Raw genomic sequence first — 19,614 nt, 5'->3', positions numbered from 1 at the left:
CCATGGCCTACGAGATCACGCTCAAGCGCATCTATGCCGACGCCACCGAGGAGGATGGCGCCCGGGTCCTGGTCGACCGCCTCTGGCCTCGCGGCAAGCGCCGGGAGAGCCTGGCGCTCACCGACTGGTACCGCGACGCCTCGCCCTCTCCGGCACTGCGCCGCCAGTATCATCGTGGCGAGATCAGCGCCGGCGTGTTCGCCGCCCGCTATCGCGGCGAACTGCGCGACGATCCCGACAGCCTGGTGCCGCTGATGCGACACGCCCGGCGGGGACGGTTGACGCTGCTCTCGGCGGCCCGGGACCTGGAGGCCTCCCACCTGCCGATCCTGCGCGACGCCCTGCTCAAGGCCCTGCATGACGAGGATGGCGCGGATCGGGAACCGGCCTCGCCGCCCTGCTATGCCCACCGGCTGGACGAATAGCGGGGCTCGGGCAGCCGCGCGTCGGCAACGACAGAGCCCGCAGGCATCGCCTGCGGGCTCGCATCGTCTGGCAGGACGGCAGTCCTCGACTAGAACACCCGGTTCAGCCCGTTCTGGGCCGCCACGCGATACGCCTCGGCCATGGTGGGGTAGTTGAAGGTGGTGCTGACGAAGTACTTCAGCGTGTTGGCCTCGCCCTTCTGCTGCATGATCGCCTGGCCGATGTGGACGATCTCCGAGGCCTGGTCGCCGAAGCAGTGGATACCGTAGATCTCCAAGGTGTCCTGGTCAAAGAGGATCTTGAGCATGCCCACGGTGTCGCCGGTGATCTGGGCCCGGGCGGTATCCTTGAAGAAGGCCTGGGCCACCTCGTAGGGCACCCTGGCCTCGGTGAGCTCGCGCTCATTGCGCCCGAAGGAGCTGATCTCGGGAATCGTGTAGATCCCGGTGGGCACCTCGGTCACGTAGCGGAAGTCGTCATCGACCATCTCGCTGGAGGCGTTGAGCCCCTGGTCGTAGGCGGCGCTGGCAAGGCTCGGCCAGCCGATCACGTCGCCGGCAGCATAGATATGGGGGATGGCCGTGCGGTAGTGCTCGTCCACCGCCAGCTGGCCGCGGGAGTTGGCCTCGAGCCCGATATTCTCGAGCCCCAGCTGGTCGGTGTTGCCGGTGCGCCCGTTAGCCCACAGGAAGGCATCGGCCCGCAACCGCTTGCCCGACTTGAGGTGCACGGTCACGCCGGACTCGTCGCCCTCGACCCGGTCGTACTCCTCGTTGTGGCGGATCAGCACCCCGTGCTTGCGCAGGTGGTAGGAGAGCGCGTCGCTGATCTCGTCATCCAGGAAGCTGAGCAGGCTGTCGCGGTTGTTGATCAGGTCGACCTTGACGCCGAGCCCCGAGAAGATCGAGGCGTATTCGCAGCCGATGACCCCGGCACCGAAGATGATCAGGGTGCGCGGCGTGTGGGACAGGCTGAGGATGGTGTCCGAGCAGTAGATCCGCGGATGGCGGAAGTTGATGTCCGCCGGACGGTAGGGACGCGAGCCGGTGGCGATGATGACCTTCTGGGCAACCAGCTCCTCCATCCCCTCGTGCTCGTCACGCACCAGCAGGGTATGCTCGTCCTTGAAACGCGCCACGCCGGTGAACAGGTCGATGCGGTTGCGGGCATAGAACTTGGTGCGCATCTCCACCTGCTGGTCGATGGTGATGCGCGAGCGCTCCATGACCCTGGGGAAGGAGAACCAGCGCGGCTCGCCGATATCGCGGAACATGCGGTTGGTGTTGAACTGCATGATCTGCTTGACCTGGTGGCGCAGCGCCTTGGAGGGAATGGTGCCCCAGTGGGTGCAGTTGCCCCCCACCAGAGGCTGCTTCTCGACCACCGCCACGCGCTTGCCATGCTTGGCGGCGTTGATGGCGGCGCTCTCGCCGGCAGGGCCGGTGCCGATCACCACCACATCGTAGTGTTGGACTGCCATTGACTGCTCGATCTCCTTGTTCGATATCGGTTACGAGCGCCGAGCGCCGAGCGCCGAGCAGGACGGTGCCGCCAGCCATGCTGCCGTCAACTGTCTCTCCTCGGCACCAGCCGCCCGTCACTGAGCGGCTGGGCGCTTGGCGCTTGTCGCTGGGCGCTGTCCGAGGGGCCTAGCGCCGGGTGGCGTCGTAGCCGAGGTCGGCACCGCGGCTCTCGTCGCTGCGGCGGCGCTGGCTGCCGCGCTTGCGGTTCTCCTCCTCGCACACCTCGTCCTTGCCACCGCACACCTCGCAGCCCTCCTTGAGGCCGAGCTGGTTGAGCCCGCCGCAGGAGCCGGCGATGGGCTTGCGGCCGAGAATCACCCCCACGGCCATGGCGGCCATGATGAGCAGCATGAAGGCGAATGCGATGATCCAGATGGTCATGAGTGCTCTCCTTCGGTCAGCGCTCGAGCAGCGGCTCGAGCGCGGTACCGTATTGAATGTCGATACCCTGTGGTCTCAGGACCACAAGGCGAATGGCCTGTTCCATGTCGGCGGCCGACGGCCCCGCCAGCAGCAGTTCTCGAGCGCGACGGTCGGCCTGTTCCGCCGTGTCGGCCACGACGCTGACCGCCAGCAGACGCTCTCCACCACCGTCCGGCATCACGGCGTCGCCAGGCTGCTCCCGGGTGACCAGCGCGGCGTCGCGCAGCCGCAGGGGCGGTGCCGGGGCGTCATCGAGCCCCGACCGGTCGAGAGCCAGGCGCCAGGGGCGGCGCCCGGCCTGGCCCCGGGTGCGCACCACACCGCCCAGCTCGACCATGGCGTGGTCGATGCCGAACTCGGCCAGCACGGCATCGAGGCGGTCCACGGCCCTGGCCTGCTCGGCCCCCCGCAGGGCCTCCAGCAGCGACGCGAGGAACGGCAGCTGCGCCGCGTCACGCGTCGGCCAGCCGGCGAGCAGCAGGCCCCGCAGCGTCTCGGATTCGGTCTCAAGGCTGGCCAGTTCACCCTGGATGGCGGCCATCAGCAGGTCTCGCTCCGCCGCCTGCAGGTCGCCATTCAGGGTGATGTGGTAGCCGGTATCGAGGGCCACGCCCTCGAGGTGCTGCCAGTCGCCCTGCTGTCGGCAACCGCCCAGCAGGGCGACCGGCATCAGCAGGGCGCACAGAAAGAGGGCCGGCCGCAAGGCCAGCCCCGGATATCGCCTCACGGCGAGGGAGATCACCCGCCGAAGTCGTCCAGCAGGATGTTCTCGGGTTCCACGCCCAGGTCAAGCAGCAGCTTGATCACCGAGGCGTTCATCATGGGCGGCCCGCACATGTAGTACTCGCAGTCCTCGGGCGCCGGATGGTCCTTGAGGTAGTTCTCGTAGAGGACGTTGTGGATGAAGCCGGTGGGGCCTTCCCAGTTGTCCTCGGGCTGCGGGTCGGAGAGCGCCAGGTGCCACTCGAAGTTGGGGAACTCCTCGGCCAGCTGGTCGTACTCCTCGTTGTAGAAGGTCTCGCGCCAGGAGCGCGCGCCGTACCAGAACGAGATCTTGCGCTGGGACTTGAGGCGCTTGAGCTGGTCGAAGATGTGGCTGCGCATCGGCGCCATGCCCGCACCGCCGCCGACGAAGACCATCTCGGCATCGGTGTCCTTGGCGAAGAACTCGCCGAAGGGGCCCATCACGGTGACCTTGTCACCCGGCTTCAGGCTGAAGACGTAGGTGGACATCAGGCCCGGCGGGTGGCTGGTGTTGGGCGGCGGCGTGGCGATGCGGATGTTGAACTTGAGGATGCCCTTCTCTTCCGGATAGTTCGCCATGGAGTAGGCGCGGATGACTTCCTCGTTGCTCTTGTGGGAGATGTTGAACAGCTCGAACTTCTCCCAGTCGCCCCGGTACTCCTCCTCGATATCGAAATCCTTGAAGGAGATATCGTAGGGCGGCGCCACCAGCTGCACGTAGCCGCCGGCCCGGAAGGCCACTTCCTCGCCCTCGGGGAGCTTGAGGTTGAGTTCCTTGATGAAGGTGGCGACGTTGGGGTTGGCGATGACCTCGCACTCCCACTTCTTGACGCCGAAGACCTCCTCGGGCACCTCGACCTTCATGTCCTGCTTCACCGGCACCTGACAGGAGAGGCGCCACCCCTCCTTCTTCTCGCGCATGGTGAAGTGGGACTCCTCGGTGGGCAGGATCGCCCCACCGCCCTCTTCCACCCGGCACTTGCACTGGGCGCAGGAGCCGCCGCCGCCGCACGCGGACGACAGGAAGATGCCGTTGGCCGCCAGGGTGTTGAGCAGCTTGCCGCCGGCCTGGGTGGTCAGGGTGTGCTCGGGGTCGCCGTTGACCTCGATGGTCACGTCCCCGGTGCTGACGAGCTTGCTGCGGGCAGCCAGGATCACCAGTACCAGGCCGATGACGACCACGGTGAACATGACCACACCGAGCAAGATGACTGTTGTATCAACCATGTCGGTTTCCTATTGCTTGACGTTGCCTGGTCCCCGACGGTGCCATGCACCGCCGGGAAAACACGACCTGCCTCAGAGCTGGATGCCGGAGAAGGACATGAAGCCCAGCGACATCAGACCCACGGTGATGAAGGTGATGCCCAGCCCCTGCAGGGAGCCGGGAACGTCGCTGTACTTGAGCTTCTCGCGGATACCCGCCAGTGCCGTGATGGCCAGCGCCCAGCCAACCCCGGAACCGAGGCCGTAGATCACGGACTCGCCGAAGTTGTAGTTACGCTCGACCATGAACAGCACGCCGCCGAGGATGGCGCAGTTCACGGTGATCAGCGGCAGGAAGACGCCCAGCGCGTTGTAGAGCGTGGGCACGTACTTGTCGAGGAACATCTCCAGGATCTGCACCAGCGCGGCGATGACGCCGATGTAGCTGAGCAGGCCAAGGAACGACAGGTCGATGTTCTCGGCACCGCTGATCCCGGTCCAGGTCAGCGCCCCTTCCGCCAGCAGGAAGGTGAACACCAGGTTGTTGACCGGCACGGAGATGGTCAGCACCACGATCACGGCGATGCCGAGACCGAAGGCCGCCGAGACCTTCTTGGACACCGCCAGGAAGGTACACATGCCGAGGAAGAATGCCAGGGCCAGGTTCTCGACGAAGACCGAGGCAACGAACAGGCTCAGATAGTGTTCCATGTTATACGGCCTCCTTCGGTTCGGTGTTGTGCTTCATCTTGAACTCGTTCTCCTCGATCTGCTCCGGGTTGAGGCTGCGCAGCACCCAGATGATCAGGCCGATGATGAAGAACGCCGACGGCGGCAGCAGCAGCAGGCCGTTGGGCACGTACCAGCCACCGTTCTGCACGGTCTCGAGCACGGTGAAGCCGAACACGCTGCCGGCACCGAACAGTTCGCGGAAGAAGCCCACGGTCATCAGGATGAAGCCGTAGCCCAGGCCGTTGCCGATGCCGTCCAGGAAGGACATCCCGGGGCTGTTCTGCATGGCAAAGCCTTCCGCGCGCCCCATCACGATGCAGTTGGTGATGATCAGGCCGACGAACACCGAGAGCTGCTTGGACATCTCGTAGGCGTACGCCTTGAGGATCTGATCCACCACGATCACCAGCGAGGCGATGATGGTCATCTGCACGATGATGCGGATGGAGGACGGGATATGGTGCCGGATCAGCGACACGAACAGGTTGGAGAAGGCGGTCACGAAGATCACCGCCAGGGTCATGACCAGCGAGACGCTCATGCTGGTGGTCACCGCCAGCGCGGAACAGATGCCAAGCACCTGCAGCGCGATGGGGTTGTTCTTGAAGACCGGCGTCGTCAGGACGCCCTTGGGAGTCGCGGCTGACATGATCAGGCTCCTTCAGCTTCGAGTTCGACGTCGGCGTCCTGGGCCTCGCCCGGGTCCACCGCGCTGCGGAACTTGGCCAGATACTCGCCGAAGCCTTCCGGGCTCAGCCAGAACTGCAGCATGTTGGTGACGCCGTTGCTGGTCAGGGTGGCACCGGAGAGGCCGTCGACCTCGTGGTCACCGCTGCCGCTGCCCTTGGCCACGCGGATGGCCGGAATCAGCTGACCCTCTTCGTCGAAGATCTGCTTGCCTTCCCACTGGGCCTGCCAGCGCGGGTTGTTGACCTCGGCCCCCAGGCCAGGCGTCTCGGCATGCTCGTAGTAAGTGATGCCGACGATGGTGTTGCCGTCGCCCTCCACGGAGAGGAAGCCACGCATCAGGCCCCACAGGCCCTGGCCGCGGATCGGCAGGATGATCTGCTCGGGATCGTCGGGGTCACCCACCAGGTACACGGTGGCGTAGTTCTCGACACGGGAGAGGCCCGCCGGATCACGCTCGCCGGAGAGAGTCCGCGAGGCCGCCGGATCGCGACGCGCCTCGAAGCCGTCCCAGGTCTGCGGGTCGTGCTGGTCGGAGTACTCGCCGGTCTCCAGGTTCACCACGCGGGGCGTGATGTCCCGGAAGGCCGCTTCCACATCCATGCCGGACTCGTAGAGGTTGGCCACGTTGAGGATGTTGGTCTTGCGGTCCAGCTCCTGGTTGAGCTGCTGCAGCGGACGCAGCGCCACCGCGGCGGTGGAGACGATGACCGAACACACGATGCAAAGTGCGAACGCCACCGTCAGGATCTTCTTGATGGAGTTGTTGCTCTGTGCCATCAGGCAGTCTCCTCGGCCGGCACACCGGTGCGCTGCATGCGGCGCTTGATGTTGGCCTGAACAAAGAAGTGGTCGATGAGCGGGGCGAACAGGTTGGCGAACAGGATCGCCAGCATGATGCCTTCAGGGAAGGCCGGGTTCACCACGCGGATCAGCACGGTCATGACGCCGATCAGCGCGCCGAACAGCAGGCGACCCTGGTTGGTCATCGCGGCGGACACCGGATCGGTGGCCATGAACACCATGCCGAAGGCGAAGCCGCCGACGACCAGGTGCCAGTACCAGGGCATCGCGAACATCGGGTTGCTGTCGGAGCCGATCAGGTTGAACAGCGCACTGGTCGCCACCATGCCGAGGAAGACCCCGAGCATGATTCGCCAGGAGGCGATCTTCGTCCACAGCAGCACCCCCGCGCCGATCAGGATCGCCAGCGTGGAGACCTCGCCCACCGAGCCGGGGATGTAGCCGATGAAGGCATCCCACCAGCTGTAGGTGCTGGTCAGGGCGGCCATGCCGTCCTGGAAGGCCAGGGAGAGGGCGGTGGCACCGGTGTAGCCGTCGGCCGCCACCCACACCGCATCCCCGGAGATCTGCGCCGGGTAGGCGAAATAGAGGAAGGCGCGACCGGTCAGGGCCGGGTTGAGGAAGTTCTTGCCGGTACCGCCGAAGATCTCCTTGCCGATCACCACGCCGAAGGTGATGCCGAGCGCCACCTGCCACAGCGGGATGGTGGCCGGCAGGATCAGGGCGTAGAGCACGGAGGTGACGAAGAAGCCCTCGTTGACCTCGTGGCCGCGCTTGACCGCGAACAGTACCTCCCAGAAACCACCGACGGCGAAGGTCACCAGGTAGATCGGCAGGAAGTAGGTCGCGCCGAGCACGAAGTTGGCCCACAGGCTGTCCGGGTTGTGGCCGGAGGCCAGCACCATCATGATCGCCTCGCGCCAGCCGGCCATGGAGGCGTAGCCGTCGGCGATGGCGGTGTTGGCCTGCCAGCCGGCGTTCCACATGCCGAAGAACATCGCCGGGAAGGTGCACATCCAGACGGTGATCATGATGCGCTTGAGGTCGACCCCGTCACGCACGTGGGCGGTGGTCTTGGCCACGCTGGGCGGCGCATAGAAGATGGTGTCTACCGCTTCAAAGAGGGGATAGAACTTCTCGTACTTTCCGCCCTTGTGGAAGTGCGGCTCGAGATTGTCGAGTGTCTGTCGAATCGGCATGATCAGGCCTCTTTCTCGATCAGGGTGAGGTTGTCACGCAGGATGGGACCGTACTCGTACTTGCCCGGACACACGTAGGTGCACAGGGCCAGGTCCTCTTCATCCAGCTCCAGACACCCGAGCTGCATGGCAGTCTCGATGTCACCGACGATCAGCGAGCGCAGCAGCTGCGTGGGCAGGATATCCAGCGGCATCACGGTCTCGTAGGCCCCCACCGGCACCATGGCACGCTCGGAGCCGTTGGTGGAGGTGGTCGGCGCGTAGTCCTTGAGCCCGGTGATCTTCGACAGGTAGATGCCCAGCACCGAGTGACGGTTGGCGCCCGGTGAGAGCCAGCCCATGAAGAGGCGCTTGTTGCCCTCCTCGAGGAGGCTGAACTGGTTGTGGAAGCGACCCAGGTAGCGAAGGCTGCCTTCGCAGGCAAAACCGGAGAAGACCGAGCCGGAAATCACGCGGGTGCCTTCGGGGTCGACCACTTCACCGGCCAGCAGTTCCTCGGTGCTGGCCCCGATACGGGTGCGCAGCAGGCGCGGATTCTCGGCGCGGGGGCCGCCCACGGCCACGATGCGGCTGACGTCCAGCTTGCCTTCCGCGAAGAACTTGCCGAAGGCGATGACGTCCTGGTAGCCGATGTGCCAGACACGCTTGTGCAGCGCCACCGGCGAGAGGTAGTGGATATGGGTGCCGACCAGGCCGGCCGGGTGCGGACCGCCGAAGGTCTCGACCTGCACGCCCTTGACGTCGCCGCCCGGGATGCGCGCCTCGGGCGCGGTGCACAGGTAGACCTTGCCCTCGGTCAGGCGGGCCAGCACCTTGAGGCCATCCTCGAAGGCCTCGGGCTGCTCGTTGATGATCTCGGCAGGGTTCGGGCACAGCGGATGGGTGTCCACGGCAGTGACGAAGATATCCGCCGGGATACCGTCGATGGCCGGGGTGCGCGAGTAGGGACGGGTGCGCAGCGCGGTCCACAGGCCCGACTCGACCAGCTGATCGACCACCGCCTGACGCTCGAGGCCCTCGAGCTTGTCACGGCCGTGGGCCTTGAACTCGACGGCTTCCTCGGTCTCGTCGACCTTGATCACCACCGAGAGCAGGCGACGCTTCTCGCCACGGTTGATGGCAACCACCTCGCCGGCGGCCGGCGCGGTGAAGCGCACGCCATCGATCTTCTTGTCGGTAAAGAGCAGCTGGCCCAGCTTGACTCTGTCCCCCTCCTGGACCTCCATGGTCGGCTTCATGCCGACGTAGTCGGGTCCCAGGACCGCCACATGGCGCACCGCGCGCGCATCCTCGATGCGCTGCTCGGGCGCTCCCGTGATGGGGAGATCCAGGCCTTTCTTGACTTCGATCATAGTCTCGCCCAGTTGATGGATCGGATAGATGAAGAAAGGGGTTCGAATGGGTTCGAATTCTTGTGTTTTCAGTACGTTACCAGTCAGGCCCAGGGCATGCCCGGACCACCCCGAAAAATCCCCCGTATTATAAAGACAAGGCAGGACGATGACCACCTGCGCGAAGGTCGCAGACGGTGACAGAGAGCAAGGGAAAAATTGTCGCAGGCCGTAAAGCGGCCGAAGACCGAGCGCCGGATGGGGATGTAGGAGCCTTGCTCGCAAGGCGATTGGATCTTCGCGCTGCCAGCGGCAAGTCAGCATACCCCGCAAACGAAAGGAGCAAGCCCAAGGGGTTCCTTGAGACTTGCTCCTTGAGGCTGCCCGAAGGCCCTACGCGCTGGCGCGCGGCAGCTTGAGGAAGTGCACGTTGGACATGTGCTGCAGGATGCGGATCACCTGGCAGCTGTAGCCGAACTCGTTGTCGTACCAGACGTAGAGCACGGCGTTCTTGCCGTTGGCGATGGTCGCCTTGGCGTCGACGATGCCGGCATGGCGGTTGCCGACAAAGTCGGTGGAGACCACCTCGGGGGAGTCGACGTAGTCGATCTGCTTCTGGTAGGCGGAGCCGATGGACATGCGACGCAGGAAGTCGTTGAGGTCTTCGGCGTCGGTCTCCTTCTCCAGGCGCAGGTTGAGGATCGCCATGGAGACGTTGGGGGTCGGTACGCGGATGGCGTTGCCGGTCAGCTTGCCGGCGAACTCCGGCAGCGCCTTGGCCACCGCCTTGGCGGCACCGGTCTCGGTGAGCACCATGTTCAGCGGGGCGCTGCGGCCGCGACGGTCGCCCTTGTGGTAGTTGTCGATCAGGTTCTGGTCGTTGGTGTAGGAGTGCACGGTCTCCACATGGCCGTGCTCGACGCCGAACTCGTCGTTGAGGACCTTGAGCACCGGCACGATGGCGTTGGTGGTACAGGAGGCCGCGGAGAGGATGCTGTCGTCGGCGGCGATGTCGTCGTGGTTGATGCCGTAGACGATGTTCTTGATGTCGCCCTTGCCCGGCGCGGTGAGCAGCGCCTTCGCCACGCCCTTGCACTCCAGGTGCTGGCCGAGGCCGGCCTCGTCACGCCAGATGCCGGTGTTGTCGACCACCACGGCGTTGTCGATGCCGTAGGCGGTGTAGTCGACCTCGGCGGGGGAATCGGCGTAGATCACCTGGATGACGTTGCCGTTGGCGGTGATGGTACGCGCCTCGGCGTCGACGCTGATGGTGCCGTCGAAGGGACCGTGGACGGAGTCGCGGCGCAGCAGGCTCGCCCGCTTCTCGAGGTCCTTGGCGATATCGCCGCGGCCACGCACGACGATGGCACGCAGGCGCAGCAGGTTGCCGCCCCCGGCCTTCTCGACCAGCACGCGGGCCAGGATGCGGCCGATGCGGCCGAAGCCGTAGAGCACCACGTCCTTGGGCTCACCGTTGTTGCCGTTCGGGTCATGGGCGTCGACGATCTCCTCGAGCTCCCGGCGCAGGAAGGCCACGGCATCGCCACCGCCCTGCTTCTTGAACGCCACGCCCAGCTTGCCGACATCGACGTGGGCCGGGCCCAGGTTGAGCTCGGTCATCGCCTTGACCAGCGGGAAGGTGTCCTGCACGGAAAGCTCGGTTCCCTCGACCTTGCGCACGAAGCGGTGGTCCTTCAGGATCCGGATCACGCTGCGGTTGAAGAGCGACCGCCCATAGAGGGTGGTGACCACGTTGTTGTGCCGGTAGAGGCTACCGATCATCGGGATCATCTGCTCGGCAAGCGCCTGGTTGTCGTGCCATTCCTGGAAGACGGTATCGGAGGGTTGCTGACTCACGTGAGGCCTCACTGGTGGGGTTATGGGATCGGCGCCATTATCCGGGGCCGACTCCCTCGGGGCAATCGCAGGATGGTCGCAGCCCCTGTAGGGGGGTTACAGGAACGGCCGTTTGACTACAAGCCGGTTTGCCGACAGGGAGAGAGGCGGGCTGGTATGATGGTTGCTCTCCAGACCCGATTCCCATGACCCCCGGCGGGCCGCCCCGCCGACAGCCGACCGACGTGACCATGCCGAACTTCTCGCCGCTCGACCCGCCGCGACCCCAGGGGCTGCGCGACACCCTCTACTGGCAGACGCCCCAGGGCAGTGCCAGCGCCCTGGCCCTGGCACACCTCGCCGAGGATGCCCCGCTGCTGGTGATCACCGCCGACACCGCCCAGTCGCTGCGCCTGGAGAACGAGCTGCGCTTCTACAGCCGCATGCCGGTGCTGCCCTTCCCCGACTGGGAGACCCTGCCCTACGACAGCTTCTCGCCCCACCAGGACATCGTCTCGGCGCGGCTGCGCACCCTGCGCCGGCTGCAGGACGGGGTGCACGGCATCGTGCTGGTCCCCATCAACACCCTGATGCAGCGCCTGCCCCCGGTGGACTACATCGCCGGCCGGGTGATGACCCTGGCGGTGGGCCAGACCCTGGACCGGGAGGGCTTCCGGGATGCCCTGTCGCGGTCCGGCTACCGCGCCGTGGAGACCGTCTACGAGCCCGGCGAGTATGCCCTGCGCGGGGCGCTGATCGACCTCTTCCCCATGGGAACCGAGGCCCCGCTGCGCATCGACCTGTTCGACGACGAGATCGACACCCTGCGCACCTTCGACCCGGACACCCAGCGCAGCGCCGACCGCGTCGAGGCGGTGGAGCTGCTGCCGGCCCACGAATACTCGCTGTCGCGCTCGGCGATCGCCTGCTTCCGCGAGGGCTTCGAGACGCTGTTCGACGTCGACCCCCGCCAGTGCCCGCTCTATGTGGACGCCCTCAAGGGCATCCCCTCCCCCGGCCTCGAGCAGTACCTGCCGCTGTTCTTCGAACAGACCGCGACACTGTTCGAGCACCTCGCCGAGGGCACCCGGGTGGCGCTGCTCCCCGGCGTCTTCGACGCCGCCGAACACCACTGGGCGGCCATCGAGAGCCGCTTCGAGAACCTCGGCGTCGACCCCACCCGGCCACTGCTGCCGCCCCATCGCGCCTTCGTGCCGGTGGCCGAGGTGTTCGGCGCCATCAAGCGCCACCCCCGGGTGGAATTCACCGACGACGATGCCCACCGCCACGCCCTGGCGCCGACCACCCAGGCACCGCCCGCCGTCGGCATCAACGCCCGGGCCCGGGAGCCGCTGGCCCCGCTGTCGACCTTCCTCGCCGAGCACGCGGCCACCCGGGTGCTGTTCGTGGCCGAATCCCGTGGCCGCCGCGAGGCGCTGGAGGAGGCCCTGGCGCCGCTGCGCCTCGCCCTGCCCCATGTCGAGGACTTCGCCGACTTCCTCGCGGCGGACGCCCCCCTGGCGATCACCGAGGGCGAGATCGATGCCGGCCTGTGGCTGACCGACCCCGACCTGGCGGTGATCAGCGAGGCGGAGCTCTACGGCGACGTGGTACGCCAGAGCCGCCGGCGGGAGAAGGCCACCGACGACAACGAGCTCGCCATCCGCCACCTCTCGGAGCTGCGCCCCGGCGCGCCGGTGGTGCACCAGACCCATGGGGTGGGCCGCTACAAGGGGCTGGATACCCTGGAGGCCGGCGGCCAGGCCGCCGAGTTCGTGACCCTGGAGTACGCCGACGGCGCACGGCTCTACGTGCCCGTCGACAGCCTGCACCTGATCTCCCGCTATGCCGGCGCCGACGACGAGCTCGCCCCGCTGCACCGGCTGGGCTCGGACCAGTGGCAGAAGGCGCGCAGGAAGGCCGCCGAGAAGATCCGCGACACCGCCGCCGAGCTGCTCGACATCTACGCCCGCCGCGAAGCCCGCGAGGGCTTCGCCTGTGCTCCCCCGGACGCCGAGTATGCCCGCTTCGCCGCCAACTTCCCCTTCGAGGAGACCCCGGACCAGCGCGCCGCCATCCAGGCGGTCATCGGGGACATGACCGCCCCACGCCCCATGGACCGCGTGGTCTGCGGCGACGTGGGCTTCGGCAAGACCGAGGTGGCCATGCGCGCCGCCTTCCTGGCGGTGCACTCCGGCCGCCAGGTGGTGGTGCTGGTGCCCACCACCCTGCTCGCCCGCCAGCACTACGAGAACTTCCGCGACCGCTTCGCCGATACCGCGGTGAACGTGGAGCTGATCTCGCGCTTCACCGCCGGCAAGGGGCAGGCCGCCTCCGTCAAGCGTATCGAGGAGGGCCAGGCCGACATCGTCATCGGCACCCACAAGCTGCTCTCGAAATCGATGAAGCTGCCGAAGATGGGGCTGCTGATCATCGACGAGGAGCACCGCTTCGGCGTGGCCCAGAAGGAGCGGCTCAAGAGCCTGCGTGCCGAGGTCGATATCCTGACCATGACCGCCACGCCGATCCCGCGCACCCTCAACATGGCCATGAGCGGCATCCGCGACCTGTCGATCATCGCCACCCCCCCGGCGCGGCGCCTGTCGGTGAAGACCTTCGTGCAGCAGCGCGACGAGGCGATCATCAAGGAGGCGATCCTGCGCGAGATCCTCCGCGGCGGCCAGGTCTACTTCCTGCACAACGAGGTGAAGACCATCGAGACCGCCGCCGAGACGGTCCGCGCGCTGGTGCCCGAGGCGCGGGTCGGCGTGGCCCACGGCCAGCTGCCCGAGCGTTCGCTGGAACGGGTGATGTCGGACTTCTACCACAAGCGCTTCAACGTGCTGGTCTGCTCCACCATCATCGAGACCGGCATCGACGTACCCAGCGCCAACACCATCGTCATCGAGCGCGCCGACCGCTTCGGCCTGGCCCAGCTGCACCAGCTGCGCGGCCGGGTGGGCCGCAGCCACCACCAGGCCTACGCCTACCTGCTCGCCCCGCCGCCCAGGGTGATGACCAAGGACGCCGTCAAGCGCCTCGAGGCGATCGCCGGGGCCGAGGACCTGGGCGCCGGCTTCACCCTGGCCAGCCACGACATGGAGATCCGCGGCGCCGGCGAGCTGCTCGGCGAGGAGCAGAGCGGCCAGATGGAGGCGATCGGCTACGGCCTCTACATGCAGATGCTCGACCGCGCCGTGGCGGCAATCCGCGCCGGCAAGACCCCAAACATCGAGGCCCCGCTGGACGAGGGGGTCGAGGTGAGCCTCAACCTGCCGGCGCTGATTCCCGATGACTACCTGCACGACGTCCAGCAGCGCCTGGTGATGTACAAGCGCATCAGCAGCGCCGCCGACGAGGCGGAGCTCAAGGAGCTGCAGGTGGAGATGATCGACCGCTTCGGCCTGCTGCCGGCGCCGGTCAAGACCCTGCTGCGCCAGACCCGGCTGCGCCAGCGTGCCGAACGGCTCGGCATCGCACGGCTCGAGGCAGGCCCCGAACGCGGCCGGATCATCTTCGCCGGCCATACCCGGGTCGACCCGCTGACCCTGGTCACCCTGATCCAGCAGGACCCGGCGCACTACCGGCTGGACGGCGCCGACACCCTGCGCTTCGAGGCGGCCATGGAGAAGGAGGAGACACGCTTCCAGGTCGTCGAGCAACTGCTCGAGACCCTCAACCGCAAGGCCGAGGCGGCGTAGCCGCTGGACGAAAGGCTGGCGTACCGCCGCGGCACGCGGCAATCTATACTATTGCTACCGCGTTTCATCGCCGCCGACCCCACGGCGCCGGGCAGGGAGCGCCCGGCACCCCAACCCTGGCTGCGTCGACCCCCGGTCGGCGCCCCGCAAGAGACGACATGACGTTGATGAACACCTCGACACTGGCCCGGCGCGGCGCCCGCTGCGCCCTCGCCCTGGGACTCTCCACCCTGATCGCCTCCGGCGCCCTGGCCGAGGAGGAGTGGCCGCGCGGCCACTTCCCGCTGCCCGAGACCGGCAACGTGATCGGCGAGAACTTCACCCTGACGATCCAGGAGGGCGACACCCTGGTGGACCTCGCCCGCGAGCACAACGTGGGCTACGAGGCCATGCGCATGGCCAACCCCGACGTGAGCCTCTGGGCGCCCTTCGAGGGCACCGAGGTGGTGATTCCCAACCAGCACATCCTGCCCGACGCCCCCCGCGAGGGCATCGTGGTCAACCTCTCCGAGCTGCGCCTCTACTACTACTCCTCCCCCGGCGTGGTCGAGACCTACCCGATCAGCGTCGGGCGCGAGGGCTTCTCCACCCCGGTGGGCGTGACCCGCACCACCGTCAAGGTCAAGGATCCCGCCTGGTCGCCGCCCCGCTCCATGCGCGAGGAGGCGGCCGCCCGCGGCGAGCCGCCGCCCGCCGTGGTGCCCCCCGGCCCGGACAACCCCCTGGGCCGCCATGCCATCCTGCTGGGCCTGCCGAGTTACCTGATCCACGGGACCAACCGCCCGGAAGGGGTCGGCATGCGGGTCAGCCGCGGCTGCATCCGCATGTTCCCGGAGGACATCGAGTCCCTCTACGAGCGGGTGCCCAGCGGCACCAAGGTGAACATCATCGACCAGCCCTTCAAGGCCGGGTGGTCGGAAGAGGGCGTGCTCTATGCCCAGTCATTCCCCCAGCTCGAGGAGAACCAGGGCAGCTTCGAGCCCCTGCTCAACGCCATCGAGGCCGTGACCCGGGCCTTCGGTGACGAGCAGCCGCCGGTGGACTATGCCCGACTGCGCGAGCTGGTAGAGGCGCCGGACGGCCTGCTCGTCTCGCTGCTGCAGACCGCCGAGGAAGCGCCCACCCCCGCCGAGCCGGCACCCGAGGTGGATGGCCTGTTCGGCGGCGAGCTGGAGCTCAGCGTGCGATAGCCGCCGGATACCCGGCACCCAGAAACGAGAAGACCCCGCCGAGGCGGGGTCTTCTCGTGTTGCAGAACCGCCGCCATCCGAAGATGGCGCCAGCCCTCCAGCAGAATTACTTCTGCATGGAGCGCTGGAACATGCGGTTCATCTCGTCACGGTTCTGCTCGGACATCTGCAGAGCCGCCTGGGCGTCACGCTGCGCCTGGTTGGCGGTGTTCTGAGCCTGGGTGGCGATGCTACGAGCTTCTGCAGCGTCGGCCTGTGCGGACTCGGCGGTCTGGCGAACTTCTTCCAGCGCGCTGGTGGAGGCACAACCAGCCAGGATGGCCAGGGATGCAGCGGCGGCGGTCAGCTTCAGGGTGGTCTTCAGAGTCATGGTGTTCTCCTTGAGTCTTCCTTGGTACTGCGTTGGTGATTGCCTGACGATCAGGCTTCCTGCACATGCAGGCCATCTTGCAGCGACTTGTGCTGCGAAGCACAGGAGTCAAACGCTGTTTTATAATACAAGGCGGCGCTTGTCCATAGCTGTGAACGTCCCTTGCGCATGTAAAGCCTAGCGGATCACGACGCGAGTGCCAATGTCGATCAGCGAGGCGAGTCGCTCGATCTGATCGTCGGTCACCGCCACGCATCCCTGGGTCCAGTGGAACTGCTGGTGGATCTCGGGGTCGCCCTTGCCGATCCCGTGGATGCCGATGAAGCCACCGAGGGCCGTCTGCTGGGGCGGGTAGCCACGCAGGCGGTAGTAGTCGAAGTAGTCGTCGTAGTCCTGCTGGGAGTAGACGCCCTCCTCCAGCGCCATGCGCGCATGGGTCGGGGTGGGGTAGTCCAGGCCGATGAAGATGTGCCAGTCGCTCTCGCGGTTGAAGCGGTTGACACGGAACTCGCCCAGCGGCGTGACGTTGCTGCCGCGCAGGCGGGCCGGCCTGGCGCCGCTGCGGCCAAGGGAGATGGGTGCGAAGCGCTCCAGCATGCGATTGCCGCGATAGACCGACAGCGCAGCCTCGCGATCCTCCACCAGCACCCAGAGCTCGTCGTCGTGGCGCGGGAGGTGCGCTCGCGACAGCAGCGTCTCGATCAGGTTGGCCCGAGCGGCCTCCGCGCCGAGCAGGGCAAACGGGGCACTCAGGGCCATCAGGGCGAAGCGGCGTCGTGAGAGGGGTTTCATCGGGGTATCACTCGACTCGGTTTCGGGCAGTGTGGCCAGCCGGACGGATGACCGCCGCGGCCCCTGGCATTCAACGTCGTTTATAGCGCAATCGCCCCCTGCCTGTCAGGTGTTGACTGTCAAGGGCACGCGAAGATGCGCTCGATCATGGTGGCCCTGGGCGCGGCCATCTAGGCTGAGGGGGTCCGGGGAATGTCACCCCCGCCGGCATCCCGGTCCAAGGAGTCCTGCATGCCCGTCGATGATCCGCGTCCCGCCTCCCCTTCCGCGCCCGCTCCCCTCACCCGCGATCCCGACTTCGTGGCCTGGACCCGAGGCGTCGGCGTCATCCGCCATGACCCCGTCACCGTCGAGCGCGTCTCGCGGCTGCTGGAGCGCCATGCCGGCGACCCCGCCAGGCGCCGCAACTGGCTGGCGCACCTGCAGGCCGCCGATCGCCTGGCCTGCATGGGCATGTGGCTGGTGGCCCACATGACCTACGCCCGGCGAGTGCGCCTCGACGGCGAGCCGCTCGATGCCGACGACTTCAAGCCGACTCCCGAGGGGCATACCGGGGGCGCGCTGAACATGGTCCCCGCCTATGTGGGCTACCTGGCCGCCAACGCCATCAGCGGCATGACGCGCAGCTGGATGATGGGGCAGGGCCACTGCGTGGCCGCCATCGATGCCGTCAACCTGCTGACGGACAACATGGGGCCTGCCCATGGGGCGCGATACGCGCTCGACGACGCGGGCCTGACGCGCCTGGTCAACGACTTCTACCGCTGCGAGGTGAGCGCCGACGGCTACCCGGTCTCGCCGTTGGGCAGCCATGTCAATGCCCATACGGCCGGCGGCACCGGCGAGGGCGGCTACCTGGGCTTCGCCGGCCTGCAGTACGTGCACATGCCCCTGCCCGGCCAGTCCCTGGTGGCCTTCCTCAGCGATGGCGCCTTCGAGGAGCAGCGCGGCAGCGACTGGGCCTCACGCTGGTGGCGACCGGACGATTCGGGCCCGGTGGTGCCGGTGATGATCGCCAACGGCCGGCGCATCGACCAGCGCACCACCATGAGCCAGTCCGGCGGCACCGACTGGTTCGAGGACCACCTGGTGCTCAACGGCTTCGCCCCGCTGACCATCGACGGTCGTGATCCGGCGGCCTTCGTCTGGGCGATCCTCACCGCCGAGGCGGAACTCGCCGACCAGGCCGAACTGGCGCGCGCCGGCCGGGCCCGCTACCCGCTGCGCCTGCCCTACGTGATCGCCGAGACGGTCAAGGGCTTCGGCTTCCCCGGCGCCGGCACCAACGCCGCCCACAACCTGCCGCTGGTCGACAACCCGGCCACCGACGCGGCGGCCCGGGACGCCTTCAACGCCGGCGCCCGGGCGCTGCACGTGCCCGAAGGCGAGCTGCGCGAGGCCATCGCCACCCTCAACACCCACGCCCGGGACGCGCGGGTGCGCGAACGCGACCATCCCCTGGCCCACCCGTATCCCGACCTGCCCACCCTGCCCGAGCCGCGCGAGTGGACCCTGGGCGAGCCTATCTCGCCCATGGCCGCCATCGATGCGACCTTCACCGCCCTGGTGGAGGCCAATCCCGGCCTCCGGGTGCGGGTGGGCAACCCCGACGAGATGCGCAGCAACCGGCTGAACCGCACCCTGGACCTGCTGCAGCACCGGGTCACCGAACCCGAGGACGGGGTGGCCGAGTCGCTCCACGGTGCGGTGATCACCGCGCTGAACGAGGAAGCGGTGGTCAGCGCGGCCCTGGCCAACAGGCAGGGGTTGAACCTGGTGGCCAGCTACGAGGCCTTCGCGGTCAAGATGCTGGGCGCCATGCGCCAGGAGGCGATCTTCGCCCGCCACTGCCGCGAGGCGGGGCGCGAGCCGGGCTGGCTGTCGGTGCCGGTGCTGGCCAGTTCCCACACCTGGGAGAACGGCAAGAACGAGCAGTCCCACCAGGACCCGACCCTGTGCGAGGCCTGGCTCGGCGAGATGGACGACGTCGCCCCGGTGCTCTTCCCGGTGGACGCCACCAGCGCGGCCACGGCGCTGCAGCGCCTCTACGCCACTCGCGGGCGTATCGCCGTGATGGTGGTCCCCAAGGGCCCGGTGCCGGTGTGCCTGGACACCGAGCAGGCCCGGCGCCTCGACGAGGACGGCCTGCTCTGCCTGCGCCACGACGACCGGGCACGGCTGCAGCTGTTCGCCATCGGCGCCTATCAGCTGATCGAGATGCGCCATGCCCTGGCGCGGCTGGACGCCGCCGGCGTCCCGACCAGCCTCTACGTGATCCAGTCGCCCGGCCGGCTGCGCGAGGCCCGGGACGAGCAGGAGGCCCCCGCCCTGCTGAGCCAGTGCCGGCTGAGCACCCTGGTGCCGGAGGTGGCCGCCCGGGTCTTCCTGGCCCACTGTCGCCCGGAACCCCTGGCGGGGGTGCTGCGTCCGCTGGACACCGGGACACACTCGCGCTTCCTGGGCTATCGCAACCGTGGCGGCACCCTGGACACCTTCGGCATGCTGTTCGCCAACCGCGCCACCTGGGCCCACGTGCTGGAAGCCGCCAGCGAGGTGGCCGAGCTGGACCTGGACTCCCTGCTGAGTCCGGCCGAGCGCGACGCCCTGGCCGGCGAGGGCGAGCCAGAGGCGCTGAGGCTCTCCTGAACGC

At 67.5% G+C, this 19,614-nt stretch carries 16 protein-coding genes; 4 read left to right on the top strand and 12 right to left on the bottom strand.

Annotated elements, in window-relative coordinates; all coding sequences use genetic code 11:
* Nucleotides 1-2: 2 nt before the first annotated feature.
* Nucleotides 3-425, top strand: coding sequence for a DUF488 domain-containing protein (locus NFC98_RS06520; protein ID WP_254277299.1), 423 nt, complete (start codon nt 3-5; stop codon nt 423-425).
* An 89-nt stretch (nt 426-514) separates the two neighbouring features.
* Here NFC98_RS06520 and sthA read toward each other — a convergent pair whose 3' ends face one another.
* From sthA to NFC98_RS06470, 10 genes are all read right to left on the bottom strand, one after another.
* Nucleotides 515-1,906, bottom strand: a complete 1,392-nt coding sequence (gene sthA / locus NFC98_RS06515) for a Si-specific NAD(P)(+) transhydrogenase (protein ID WP_254277298.1) — start codon at nt 1,904-1,906, stop codon at nt 515-517.
* Between the two features lie 169 nt (nt 1,907-2,075).
* Entirely contained in the window at nt 2,076-2,330 is a 255-nt protein-coding gene (nqrM, locus tag NFC98_RS06510) for a (Na+)-NQR maturation NqrM (RefSeq protein ID WP_183333016.1), read from the bottom strand.
* Nucleotides 2,331-2,346: 16 nt separating this feature from the next.
* Complete coding sequence (locus NFC98_RS06505; RefSeq protein ID WP_254277297.1) at nt 2,347-3,099, bottom strand: FAD:protein FMN transferase; 753 nt, start codon at nt 3,097-3,099, stop codon at nt 2,347-2,349.
* Between the two features lie 11 nt (nt 3,100-3,110).
* Nucleotides 3,111-4,343: an NADH:ubiquinone reductase (Na(+)-transporting) subunit F gene (gene nqrF, locus NFC98_RS06500; RefSeq protein WP_254277296.1), complete on the bottom strand. Its 1,233-nt coding sequence runs from the start codon at nt 4,341-4,343 to the stop codon at nt 3,111-3,113.
* Nucleotides 4,344-4,415: 72 nt separating this feature from the next.
* Nucleotides 4,416-5,033 carry an NADH:ubiquinone reductase (Na(+)-transporting) subunit E gene (gene nqrE / locus NFC98_RS06495; protein ID WP_254277295.1) on the bottom strand — a complete coding sequence of 206 codons (618 nt, stop codon included), beginning with the start codon at nt 5,031-5,033 and terminating at the stop codon, nt 4,416-4,418.
* A gap of 1 nt (nt 5,034) precedes the next feature.
* Nucleotides 5,035-5,703: an NADH:ubiquinone reductase (Na(+)-transporting) subunit D gene (locus NFC98_RS06490; RefSeq protein ID WP_254277294.1), complete on the bottom strand. Its 669-nt coding sequence runs from the start codon at nt 5,701-5,703 to the stop codon at nt 5,035-5,037.
* 2 nt (nt 5,704-5,705) lie between these two features.
* Nucleotides 5,706-6,521, bottom strand: coding sequence for a Na(+)-translocating NADH-quinone reductase subunit C (locus NFC98_RS06485; protein ID WP_254277293.1), 816 nt, complete (start codon nt 6,519-6,521; stop codon nt 5,706-5,708).
* Entirely contained in the window at nt 6,521-7,744 is a 1,224-nt protein-coding gene (locus tag NFC98_RS06480) for an NADH:ubiquinone reductase (Na(+)-transporting) subunit B (protein WP_254277292.1), read from the bottom strand. The genes NFC98_RS06485 and NFC98_RS06480 overlap by 1 nt, the downstream gene beginning before the upstream one ends.
* Before the next feature lie 2 nt (nt 7,745-7,746).
* Nucleotides 7,747-9,096, bottom strand: a complete 1,350-nt coding sequence (locus NFC98_RS06475; protein WP_254277291.1) for a Na(+)-translocating NADH-quinone reductase subunit A — start codon at nt 9,094-9,096, stop codon at nt 7,747-7,749.
* 372 nt (nt 9,097-9,468) lie between these two features.
* Nucleotides 9,469-10,932, bottom strand: coding sequence for a glyceraldehyde-3-phosphate dehydrogenase (locus NFC98_RS06470; protein ID WP_254277290.1), 1,464 nt, complete (start codon nt 10,930-10,932; stop codon nt 9,469-9,471).
* Between the two features lie 230 nt (nt 10,933-11,162).
* Here NFC98_RS06470 and mfd point away from each other — a divergent pair, with 230 nt between their 5' ends.
* Together mfd and NFC98_RS06460 are read left to right on the top strand one after the other, a co-directional pair.
* Nucleotides 11,163-14,612 carry a transcription-repair coupling factor gene (gene mfd, locus NFC98_RS06465; protein ID WP_254277289.1) on the top strand — a complete coding sequence of 1,150 codons (3,450 nt, stop codon included), beginning with the start codon at nt 11,163-11,165 and terminating at the stop codon, nt 14,610-14,612.
* A 167-nt stretch (nt 14,613-14,779) separates the two neighbouring features.
* Nucleotides 14,780-15,802 carry a L,D-transpeptidase family protein gene (locus NFC98_RS06460; protein ID WP_254277793.1) on the top strand — a complete coding sequence of 341 codons (1,023 nt, stop codon included), beginning with the start codon at nt 14,780-14,782 and terminating at the stop codon, nt 15,800-15,802.
* A 106-nt stretch (nt 15,803-15,908) separates the two neighbouring features.
* Here NFC98_RS06460 and NFC98_RS06455 read toward each other — a convergent pair whose 3' ends face one another.
* Both NFC98_RS06455 and NFC98_RS06450 read right to left on the bottom strand, forming a co-directional pair.
* On the bottom strand, nt 15,909-16,172 hold the full coding sequence (locus NFC98_RS06455; protein WP_110069744.1) for an Lpp/OprI family alanine-zipper lipoprotein: 264 nt from the start codon (nt 16,170-16,172) through the stop codon (nt 15,909-15,911).
* A gap of 177 nt (nt 16,173-16,349) precedes the next feature.
* Nucleotides 16,350-16,964: a L,D-transpeptidase gene (locus tag NFC98_RS06450; protein WP_254277288.1), complete on the bottom strand. Its 615-nt coding sequence runs from the start codon at nt 16,962-16,964 to the stop codon at nt 16,350-16,352.
* A 231-nt stretch (nt 16,965-17,195) separates the two neighbouring features.
* Here NFC98_RS06450 and NFC98_RS06445 point away from each other — a divergent pair, with 231 nt between their 5' ends.
* Nucleotides 17,196-19,610, top strand: a complete 2,415-nt coding sequence (locus NFC98_RS06445) for a xylulose 5-phosphate 3-epimerase (protein ID WP_254277287.1) — start codon at nt 17,196-17,198, stop codon at nt 19,608-19,610.
* The last annotated feature ends 4 nt before the right edge of the window (nt 19,611-19,614 follow it).

The sequence above is a fragment of the Halomonas sp. 3H genome (assembly GCF_024206005.1).
Taxonomy (GTDB): Bacteria; Pseudomonadota; Gammaproteobacteria; order Pseudomonadales; family Halomonadaceae; genus Halomonas; species Halomonas campaniensis.
Note: the sequence above shows the minus strand (reverse complement) of the source record. Positions and strands in the feature narration are given on the sequence as shown.